8 protein-coding genes are annotated in these 9,854 nt (G+C 73.7%); 3 read left to right on the top strand and 5 right to left on the bottom strand.

Annotation, left to right across the window (positions count from 1 at the left end):
* Window positions 1-86: 86 nt before the first annotated feature.
* Entirely contained in the window at window positions 87-1,094 is a 1,008-nt protein-coding gene (gap, locus tag F8568_RS07915) for a type I glyceraldehyde-3-phosphate dehydrogenase (RefSeq protein ID WP_151592841.1), read from the bottom strand.
* 216 nt (window positions 1,095-1,310) lie between these two features.
* On the opposite strand from gap, the gene F8568_RS07910 reads away from it, so the two are divergent.
* From F8568_RS07910 to F8568_RS07900, 3 genes are read left to right on the top strand one after another with little or no spacing between them, the layout of a single operon-like run.
* A complete protein-coding gene (locus F8568_RS07910; protein ID WP_151592840.1) occupies window positions 1,311-2,090 on the top strand; it encodes a hypothetical protein in 780 nt (259 codons plus the stop codon).
* Window positions 2,087-3,394 (top strand): hypothetical protein, encoded by a 1,308-nt coding sequence (locus tag F8568_RS07905; RefSeq protein WP_151592839.1) that lies wholly within the window; start codon window positions 2,087-2,089, stop codon window positions 3,392-3,394. The genes F8568_RS07910 and F8568_RS07905 overlap by 4 nt, the downstream gene beginning before the upstream one ends.
* A complete protein-coding gene (locus F8568_RS07900) occupies window positions 3,384-4,598 on the top strand; it encodes a hypothetical protein (RefSeq protein WP_160573543.1) in 1,215 nt (404 codons plus the stop codon). The genes F8568_RS07905 and F8568_RS07900 overlap by 11 nt, the downstream gene beginning before the upstream one ends.
* Window positions 4,599-4,785: 187 nt before the next feature.
* On the opposite strand, the gene whiA is transcribed toward F8568_RS07900, so the two are convergent.
* The 4 genes from whiA to uvrC are packed head-to-tail and all read right to left on the bottom strand — an operon-like array spanning window position 4,786 to window position 9,834.
* On the bottom strand, window positions 4,786-5,766 hold the full coding sequence (gene whiA / locus F8568_RS07895) for a DNA-binding protein WhiA (protein ID WP_151592837.1): 981 nt from the start codon (window positions 5,764-5,766) through the stop codon (window positions 4,786-4,788).
* Window positions 5,767-5,826: 60 nt separating this feature from the next.
* Window positions 5,827-6,816 (bottom strand): gluconeogenesis factor YvcK family protein, encoded by a 990-nt coding sequence (locus F8568_RS07890; RefSeq protein WP_202124651.1) that lies wholly within the window; start codon window positions 6,814-6,816, stop codon window positions 5,827-5,829.
* 46 nt (window positions 6,817-6,862) lie between these two features.
* Complete coding sequence (rapZ, locus tag F8568_RS07885; RefSeq protein WP_151592835.1) at window positions 6,863-7,741, bottom strand: RNase adapter RapZ; 879 nt, start codon at window positions 7,739-7,741, stop codon at window positions 6,863-6,865.
* Window positions 7,738-9,834 carry an excinuclease ABC subunit UvrC gene (gene uvrC, locus F8568_RS07880; protein WP_151592834.1) on the bottom strand — a complete coding sequence of 699 codons (2,097 nt, stop codon included), beginning with the start codon at window positions 9,832-9,834 and terminating at the stop codon, window positions 7,738-7,740. Before uvrC ends, rapZ begins: the two co-directional genes overlap by 4 nt.
* Between the last annotated feature and the right edge of the window lie 20 nt (window positions 9,835-9,854).

Below are 9,854 nucleotides of genomic sequence, written 5' to 3'. Positions count from 1 at the left end.
TGGGGGTGGGGGTTCCGTCCGGTATCCGCCCCGGCCGGGGCGGGGCGCGGGGGGGGCCCACGGCGGGGACGGGACTCTCGTCTCGGTCAGAGCTGCGAGCCGACGAGCTTGACGAGGTCGACGAGGCGGTTGGAGTAGCCCCACTCGTTGTCGTACCAGCCGACGACCTTGACCTGGTCGCCGATGACCTTGGTCAGCCCGGAGTCGAAGATGCAGGACGACGGGTCGGTGACGATGTCGCTGGAGACGATCGGGTCCTCGGTGTAGGTGAGGTAGCCCTTGAGAGCGCCCTCCTCGGCGGCCTTCTTGAACGCCGCGTTGACCTCCTCGGCGGTGACCTCGCGGGACAGGGTCGCGGTGAGGTCGGTGGCCGAGCCGGTCGGCACCGGGACGCGCAGCGCGTAGCCGTCCAGCTTGCCGTTCAGCTCCGGCAGCACCAGGCCGATGGCCTTGGCGGCGCCGGTGGAGGTCGGCACGACGTTCAGCGCGGCGGCGCGGGCGCGGCGCAGGTCCTTGTGCGGCGCGTCCTGCAGGTTCTGGTCCTGGGTGTAGGCGTGGATCGTCGTCATCAGGCCCTTCTCGATGACGAAGTTGTCGTGCAGCACCTTCGCCAGCGGGGCCAGGCAGTTGGTGGTGCAGGACGCGTTGGAGATCACCGTGTGGCTCGCCGGGTCGTACTTGTCCTCGTTGACGCCCAGGACGACGGTGAGGTCCTCGTTCTTGGCCGGGGCCGAGATGATGACCTTCTTCGCGCCGTTGTCGGCGTGCACCTTGGCCTTGGTCGCGTCGGTGAAGAAGCCGGTGGACTCCACCACGATGTCGGCGCCGACGTCGCTCCACTTGAGGTTCGCGGGGTCGCGCTCCTCGAACGCCTTGATCGACGTGCCGCCGACGACGATCTCGTCGGCGGTGGCGCGCACGTCCTCGGGGAAGCGGCCGAGGATGCTGTCGTACTTGAGCAGCTGGGCGAGCGTGGCGTTGTCGGTCAGGTCGTTGACCGCCACGATCTCGATGTCGGCTCCGCTCGCCTTGACGGCACGGTAGAAGTTGCGGCCGATCCGGCCGAACCCGTTGATGCCTACTCGGATGGTCACGGAACGGCTCTCCTCGTACGTCGTATCGCCCGGTGGCACCAGGCTGTCAACTGCGGTCTACCGGGGTCTTCCCCCGCTGCCGACCCTATCCAATGACCCGCGGGTAGCCCGACACCGGCGGCGGTGGATTCGCGGGTGACCCGCGCTCCCCCGTCCGGGGGACGGCCGCCGGGCCGCCGACCGGCCCGTCCGGACGATCATCAGTAGACTCCCGCCATGCGGCGCGGGTGGTTCGTCCTTCTGATCAGCGTTTTGATGGCCTGCCGCACGGCCGTACCCGCGTCGGCGGGGCCCGTCCGGGCCGCGGAACCGCCCGCGGCGCAGACCCGGGTCGGCTTCATCACCGCTCAGCTCAAGCGCGATCCCGTGTACGTCACCGACCAGGTGCCCCGATCGCTCCCGCCCGGCACCGCCGGGCGGATCAAGGCGCTGGTCGCCCGGCTCGGCGTGCCCACGTACGTCGTGGTGACGCTTCGCCCGCGGCCCCTGGACGACGACAGCCGGGCCCCGGACGAGTTGGAGTCCCTGGTGCCCGTGCTGCACGACCGGCTCGGCAAGGACGGCGTCTACCTCGTCACCGATCCGAGCGGCGCCCTCGGCGAGGTGCAGCAGTTCGGCGGGACGCGCCGGATCGACGTCGAGCACGCCTACCAGGCCGCGACGGCCGAGATGCCCTACGAGGCGGGCCTGCTGCGCATCCTCGGCCGGTTCGTGGAGATCGCCTTGTCCGGCCATGCGCGGGAGCGCGCCCTCCACCCCTCGCCCAGGCCCGAGTCCGCGACGCGGCGGGAGCTGGACGCCTACGACCGCGGCAACCACCGGGCCGCCGTCAAGAACACCACCGCGCTCTGGATCGGCGCCGGGCTCGGCGGGCTGATCGTCCTGGGACTGCTGACGGGACGCCGGATACGCCGCGGCAGGCGGCGGCCCGCCCCGGGGGCGAGACCGGTCCGCAAGGATCGGAAGCGGCCCGCCGCGCGGGGAGGGACGCGGTGAGACCCCTCATGCCCGGCGTCCTCGGCGTCACGGCGGCGGCCCTCGCGCTGTGGCCGGCCTCCGCGTCGGCGGCTCCCGACCCGCGCTACTCCGGCCCCCGCCTCGACCGCGTCGCCGCCGCGCTCGCCAAGGACCCGCTCTACGTCGACCCGGACGTGGAGGCCGCGCTCGGCGCCGCCGACCGCGCCCGCGTCGACGCCGCGATCCGCGCCGCCGCCCAGCGGGTCGCGGTCCCGATCCTGGTCGTGGCGGCCCCCAACCCGACCGCGTCGGAGTCGCAGGGCAAGGACGACGCCTTCCTGTCCGCCCTGCACGGCGTCACGCGCCGCGACGGCCTCTACCTGATGGTCGACGACGGCGGCTACATGCTCGGCCAGGGCTGGAACGTGCCCCGCGAGATCGACCTGGACGTCGTGGCGCAGGACGACGCCCCCGACTACGAGCCGCCCGACATCCACCACCCGTTCGGCGGTCTCGCCGACCGGCTGATCAACCGCGTGAACGCCTGGGCCGCCGCGCCCGCCGCGCCGCCCACCTCGTCGCCCGCGCTCCTCAGCCCGCCGGCCCCGTTCGGGCAGGAGGACGACCGCAGCCCGCTCGTGCCCGACGAGCCCAGCGTCAAGAGCCATTTCCTGCGGGGGTTCCTCCTCGTGGGCCCGGCGTCCGCGGTCGCGCTGTACTGGGCCGGGATCGGCACGGCCGCAGCGGGGCGCCGCTGGTTCCGCCGCGGCGGGACCCGGGGCGCCCTCGCGGGCCTGCCGGCGCACGTGGAGGAGCATCCCCGCGCGCCGGCCAAGCCCTCGGACCGATGGCTGCGGCGCACCGCGTCCGCCGAGTTGGACCGGCTGCGCGACCGGCTGCCCGACGCGTCCGTCAACAACGGCCGCGCGTTCGCCCTCGCCGCCTACGACGCCGCGCAGATCCTCTACGACGACGTGCAGGGGCAACCCGGCCACCCGCTCGACCTCGCCGGCGTGATCGTCCTGGCCCGGCAGGGACGGCACGCCCTCGCCGGGCTGACCACCGCCCCTCCGCCGCCGTGCTTCGTGAATCCGCTGCACGGGGACGCCACCCGCCGCAAGACCGTCGCGCTGCCCGACGGAGGCAAGCCCCGCAGGCGGCCCCTGTGCACCGCCTGCGAGCGGGCGTCCGCCGCGGACCTCGCGGAGCGGGTCCTGCGCGTCCAGGGCCCGGACGGCCTCGCGCCGCACTACGCGGTGCCCGGCGTGTGGCGGGACGCGGCATGGGGGTCCCGCGGAAACGACCTCGTCAAACGCGTGATGGAGTACCTCGGTGTCGAGTGAGCCCTCCCCCGGCGAGCGCATCGCCGCCGCGCTGCGCCGCTTCCCGATCTACGTCGACCCGTCGTACGCGTCGGCGCTCGCGGCCGCGGACCGGCGGCGCCTGGCCGCCCGGCTGAAGAAGATGCCGGCGCCGACCTACATCGTCCTGGTGCCGCTGGTCCAGGGCGGCACCTGGAACGACGACAAGCAGCTCGCGGCCGTCGTGCACAGCCGCCTCGGCCGGGACGGGATCTTCATCACCTTCCACGAGTCGGCCGACGAGCTGGCGGGACACGAGTGGGGCGGCGACCATGCCGCCGACGACGCCGCATGGGCCGTGAACTTCGACGACTCGCTGGACGGCGCGTCCCTCGCCGCGCGGCTCACCCGCTGCACCGACCTGATCGCCTCCGGCACCGCCACGCAGGTCTACAAGCAGGAGTCCGCGGAGATCGACCGCAGGTACCAGGCGCACCTGAAGTCGTCCGCCCCCAGACCGCGCGAGAGCGACGGCGGAACCGGCCTCGCGCTGCCGCTCGCCGCGGGCGGCGCCGGCGTCGCGGTCGCCGCCGTCGCGGGCGTCCTGCTGTGGCGGCGGCGCCGGATGACCGCCGTCCGCCGGGAGGCCGGCGACGGCCTGCTGCTGCCCCGCACCGTCTTCGCCACCGCGGGCAAGGCCAACGAGGACCAGCTGCGCGAGCAGGCGTCCCGCGAGGTCATCGCCTTCGGCGAGCTGCTGGACGACTCGGGCGCCCCCGCCGGCGAGCGCGCCGGGGCCCTCATGGCCAGGGCCCTCGACGCCTACCAGGCCGCGGCCAAGACCCTCGACGGGGCCCGCGGCGTCCCCGACCTCGCCGGCGTGCTCGTCCTGCTGGACCAGGGCCGCGACGCGCTCGCCTCGGCCCGCGCCCTCGCCGACGGGAAGCCGGAGGTGCCGCCGAGCCCGCTGTGCTTCTTCAACCCGCTGCACGGCGACGGCCCCGCCGAGATCGACTGGCGGCCGCTCGGCTCCCGCCGCCGCCTCCACGTCCACGCCTGCCGCGCCTGCGCCCGCGCGGCCCGCGACCGCGAGACCCCCGACATGCTCATGGACCGCCGCGACGGCCGGGACGTCCCCTACTTCGAGGCCGACCCGGCGGCCAGCGTCTGGGCCGAGACCGGCTACGGCCAGCTCCGCGACGACCTCGTCCCCCGCATCCTCCGAGGCGACCTCCACAAGAACTGACCGCCGGCCTCAGCGACCTCGACCGCAGGTGGCCCCGCTGAGCACGTCGACGAAAGACCCGGCTGAGCGTCCTTCCGGAAGGCCGAACCCCAGCCAGCGGCACGGGCAGGCACGCGGAGCGAGCTCTGCGAGCGCAGCGGGCCCGTCCGTCGTGACGGGGGGTTCGGGGGGTCGCCCCCCCGGAAAACTACGGTGCCAGCATCTCTGCCGTGAGGTTGGCCTCGGTGCCGGGGATGCCCTGGTCGCCGGCGCGCTTGTCGGCCATGGCGAGCAGGCGCCTTATGCGGCCGGCGATGGCGTCCTTGGTGAGGGGCGGGTCGGCGAGCTGGCCGAGCTCCTCCAGGGAGGCCTGCTTGTGCTCCAGGCGGAGGCGGCCGGCGTTGACGAGGTGCTCGGGGGCGTCGTCGCCGAGGATCTCCAGCGCGCGGGCGACGCGGGCGCCGGCGGCGACGGCGGCGCGGGCGGAGCGGCGCAGGTTGGCGTCGTCGAAGTTGGCGAGCCGGTTGGCGGTGGCGCGGACCTCGCGGCGCATCCGGCGCTCCTCCCAGGCGAGGACGGCGCCGTGCGCGCCGAGCCGGGTGAGCAGCGCGCTGATCGCGTCGCCATCGCGGACGACGACCCGGTCCACGCCGCGGACCTCGCGGGCCTTGGCGTGGATCTTCAGCCGGCGGGCGGCGCCGACGAGGGCGAGCGCGGCCTCCGGGCCGGGGCAGGTCACCTCGAGGGACATCGAGCGGCCGGGCTCGGTGAGCGAGCCGTGCGCCAGGAACGCGCCGCGCCAGGCGGACTCGGCGTCGCAGGCGGCGCCGGCGACGACGTGCCGGGGCAGGCCGCGGACGGGGCGCCCGTTGTTGTCGATGAGGCCGGTCTGCCGGGCGAGGGACTCGCCGTCCCGGAACACCCGGACCACGTACCGGTTGCCCTTGCGCAGGCCGCTCGGCGCGAGCACGACGACCTCGGAGGTGTGCCCGAACACCTCGGAGATGTCCTTGATGAGGCGGCGCGCCGCCACGTTGGTGTCGATCTCCGCCTCGATCACGATGCGCCCGCTGACCAGGTGCAGACCCCCCGCGAAGCGCAGCAGCGTCGAGACCTCCGCCTTGCGGCAGCACGGCTTCATCACCGTGAGCCTGCTCAGCTCGTCCTTCACCACGCCGGTCATCGCCATAGATGAACCCTCCCCCTCTCGGACTTCCAGCAGTCTGGCCGATCGCGGCCCGCCGGGTCGTCACTCACTGAATATCTGTACGAAGGCTTGGGCCAGGCGGGCGGGTTCATGACGCGGCGAGCCGTCGTCGGCGGCGACCTGGGACAGCACGAGGCGGCCGCCGAGCCGCTGGACGGCCTTGTCGAGCGCGTCGGGGTCGTCCACCACGCCCTCGTCGGCGAGGACGACGTCGACGCGCAGGTCGGGGGCGTGCGCCTGGAGGACCTCCAGATGCGTCTGGGGGGAGAAGTCGTCGGTCTCGCCGGGCTGCGGCGCGAGGTTCAGCGCGACGACGCGGCGGGCGCGGCTGGAGGTGAGCGCGCGGGCGAGCGCGGGGACCTTCAGGTGCGGCAGGACGCTGGTGAACCAGGAGCCGGGGCCGAACACGATCCAGTCGGCGTCGTCGACGGCGGCGAGCGCCTCGGGGCAGGCGGGCGGGTCGGCGGGGACGAGCGAGACGCCGAGCACGGAGCCGGGGGTGCTGGCGCACGCGACCTGCCCCTTGACGTAGGTGATCTGGTCGGGGCGGGCCGGGTCGGCGCCGCGGACCTCGGCGACGATGTCCATCGGGACGGCCGCCATCGGCAGGACCCGGCCGTGCGCGCCGAGCAGCCGGCCGACCCAGTCGAGCCCGGCGACGGTGGAGCCGGGCGCGGCCCCGCCGGGCGCGCCGTCCGGGGCGTCGCCGCCGAGCAGCTCCCACAGCGCGACGATCAGCAGGTTGCCGACCGCGTGCCCCTGCAGGTCGCCCTCGCTGCGGAACCGGTGCTGGACGACGTCGCGCCAGGTCTGGCCCCACTCGTCGTCGCCGCACAGCGCGGCGAGCGCCATCCGCAGGTCGCCGGGCGGCAGGACGCCGAGCTCGCGGCGGAGCCGGCCGCTGGAGCCGCCGTCGTCGGCGACGGTGACGACGGCGGTGAGCCGGTCGGTGACGCGCCGCAGCGCCGACAGCGAGGCGTACAGGCCGTGGCCGCCGCCGAGCGCGACGACCTTCGGGCCGAGGGGCTTCAACGCGTTCGCTTCCCTCTCCGTCCGGGACCCCGCGGCGCCGCGGGTCTCATTCGCGGCCGAGGTCACGGTGGGCGACCTGCACCTCGATGCCCTCGTCCCGCAGCCGGGCGGCGATCTGTTCCGCCATGGCCACACTACGGTGTTTGCCGCCGGTGCATCCCACGGCGAGCGTGACGTAGTGCTTGCCCTCGCGCTCGTACCCGTTGGCGAGCAGCCGGAGCACCTCGGCGTAGGCATCGAGGAACTCCTTGGCGCCGCGCTGGCCGAGCACGTAGTCGCGGACGGCGGCGTCCCGGCCGGTCTTCGGCCGCAGCTCGGGCACCCAGTGCGGGTTCGGCAGGAACCGGCAGTCGACGACGAGGTCGGCGTCGACCGGCAGCCCGTACTTGTAGCCGAACGACACGACGGTGGCGCGCAGGCTGGACTCGCCGGTGTCGTTGCCGAAGAACCCGATGATCTTGTTGCGCAGCTCGTGGACGTTCAGCCCGCTGGTGTCGATCACCAGGTCGGCCTCGGCGCGGACCTCCCGGACGAGCTCGCGCTCGCGGGCGATGCCGTCGACGAGGCGGCCGTCGTCCTGCAGCGGGTGCGGGCGCCGGACGCTCTCGAAACGGCGCACGAGATCGGCGTCGCTCGCCTCCAGGAACACGACGCGAGGGTGGACGCCGCGCGCCTCCAGCTCGGCGATCGAGGAGTGCAGGTCGTCGGTGAACGCGCGGCTGCGCACGTCGACCACGACGGCGATGCGCGGCACCGCGTCCTTCACCCGGCCGCCGAGGTCGGCCATGGTGGCCAGCAGCCCGGGCGGCAGGTTGTCGACCACGTACCAGTCGAGGTCCTCCAGGGACTTGGCCGCGGTGCTGCGGCCCGCCCCCGACATCCCCGTGACGATGACGATGTCCGGAATCTTTGATTCGCTGGTCATGTCCGCTTCCCCCCGTGCTCCCCGTCGGCCTCGCGGCCCCCGTCGGCCTCGCGGCCCCCGTCGGCCGCCCGGCCTCCACCGGCCCCGTCCCGCGACCGGGCCGCGCCGTCCGCGGCGGCCCCGCGGTCCTCCGGGCCGTCGCCGGCACCGCGCGCCGGGACGGACGCGCCGTGCAGCGCCGCGACGATGCCCTCGGCACTGCGCGGCCCGATGCCCGGGACCTCGGCGACCTGCTCGGGCGTGGCCTCCTTCAGCCGCTTCACCGAGCCGAAGTGCTTCAGCAGCGCCGCGCGCCGCGACGGGCCCAGACCCGGAACACTATCGAGTTCGCTGACCGTCATGGCCTTGGAACGCCGCTGCCGGTGGAAGGTGATCGCGAAGCGGTGCGCCTCGTCGCGGACCCGCTGCACCAGGAACATGCCCTCGCTGTTGCGCGGCAGGATCACCGGGTCGTCCTCGCCGGGCAGCCACAGCTCCTCCAGCCGCTTGGCGATGCCGCAGACCGCGATGTCGTCGACGCCCAGCTCCTCCAGGGCCCGCTGCGCCGCCGCGACCTGCGGCGGGCCGCCGTCGACGAGCACCAGCTGCGGCGGGTAGGCGAACTTGCGGGGCCTGCCGGTCTCCGGGTCGATCGGCTGGTGCGCGCCCTCCTCGGTGCCGTCCGCCGGGTCGCCGAGGGTGTCCAGCTCGCCCATCTTCTCGCTCTCGGCGAGGTAGCGCCGGAACCGCCGGGTGATCACCTCGTGAATGGAGCGGACGTCGTCCTGCCCCTCGACCGCCTTGATCGTGAACCGGCGGTACTCGCTCTTGCGGGCCAGGCCGTCCTCGAAGACGACCATGGACGCGACCACGTTGGTGCCCTGCAGGTTCGACACGTCGTAGCACTCGATCCGCAGCGGCGCCTCGTCGAGCTCCAGGGCCTCCTGAATCTCCTGCAGCGCCCGGCTGCGGGTGGTGAGGTCGGACGCGCGGCGCGTCTTGTGCTGCTTGAGCGCCTCGTGGGCGTTGCGCGCGACGGTCTCCAGCAGCGTCCTCTTGTCGCCGCGCTGGGGGACGCGCAGGTGGACGGGCCCGCCGCGCTGCTCGGCGAGCAGCTCGGTCATCGCGCCGGCGTCCGGCGGCAGCGCCGGGACGAGAACCTCGCGGGGCACCGACTCGCTGTCGCCGTAGATCTGGATCAGGAAGTTCTCGACGAGGTCGGCGGTGGTGACCTCCTCGACCTTGTCGACCACCCAGCCGCGCTGCCCGCGGATCCGGCCGCCGCGCACGTAGAAGACCTGGACGGCGGCCTCCAGCTCGTCCTCGGCGAAGGCGATCATGTCGCAGTCGGTGGTGTCGGCGAGCACGACCGCCTGCTTCTCCAGCGCCCGCTCCAGCGCGCGGATGTCGTCGCGGAGCCGGGCGGCGCGCTCGTACTCCTGGGACGCGGCGGCCTCGCGCATGTCGCGTTCGAGGCGCTTGATGAACCGGGAGGTGTTGCCCGCCATGAAGTCGCAGAAGTCCTCGGCGAGCAGCCGGTGCTCGTCCGGGGACACCCGTCCGACGCACGGCGCCGAGCACTTGCCGATGTAGCCGAGCAGGCAGGGCCGGTCGAGCTGGTGCTGGCGCTTGAACACCCCGGCGCTGCAGGTGCGGACGGGGAACACGCGCAGGAGCTGGTCGACCGTCTCCCTGATCGCCCACGCGTGGGAGTACGGCCCGAAGTAGCGCACGCCCTTGCGTTTGGCGCCCCGCATCACCATCACCCTCGGGAACTCCTCGTTGAGGGTGACCGCGAGATAGGGATAGGACTTGTCATCGCGGTAACGGACGTTGAACCGCGGGTCGAACTCCTTGATCCAGGAGTATTCGAGCTGGAGGGCCTCGACCTCGGTGCCGACGACGGTCCAGTCGACCCGGGCCGCGGTCTGCACCATGGTCTGCGTTCGCGGGTGCAGCGCCGAGAAGTCGGCGAAGTAGGAGTTCAGCCGGGAACGCAGGCTCTTGGCCTTGCCCACGTAGATGACCCGGCCGTGCTCGTCGCGGAATCGGTACACCCCGGGGGATTCCGGAATGGAGCCCGGTGCGGGTCGGTAGGTCGCCGGATCTGCCACATCATGAAGCCTAGTGGGCG

It is taken from the genome of Actinomadura physcomitrii (assembly GCF_008923205.2).
Lineage (GTDB): Bacteria > Actinomycetota > Actinomycetes > Streptosporangiales > Streptosporangiaceae > Spirillospora > Spirillospora physcomitrii.
This window is presented reverse-complemented; position numbering and strand designations above follow the sequence as displayed.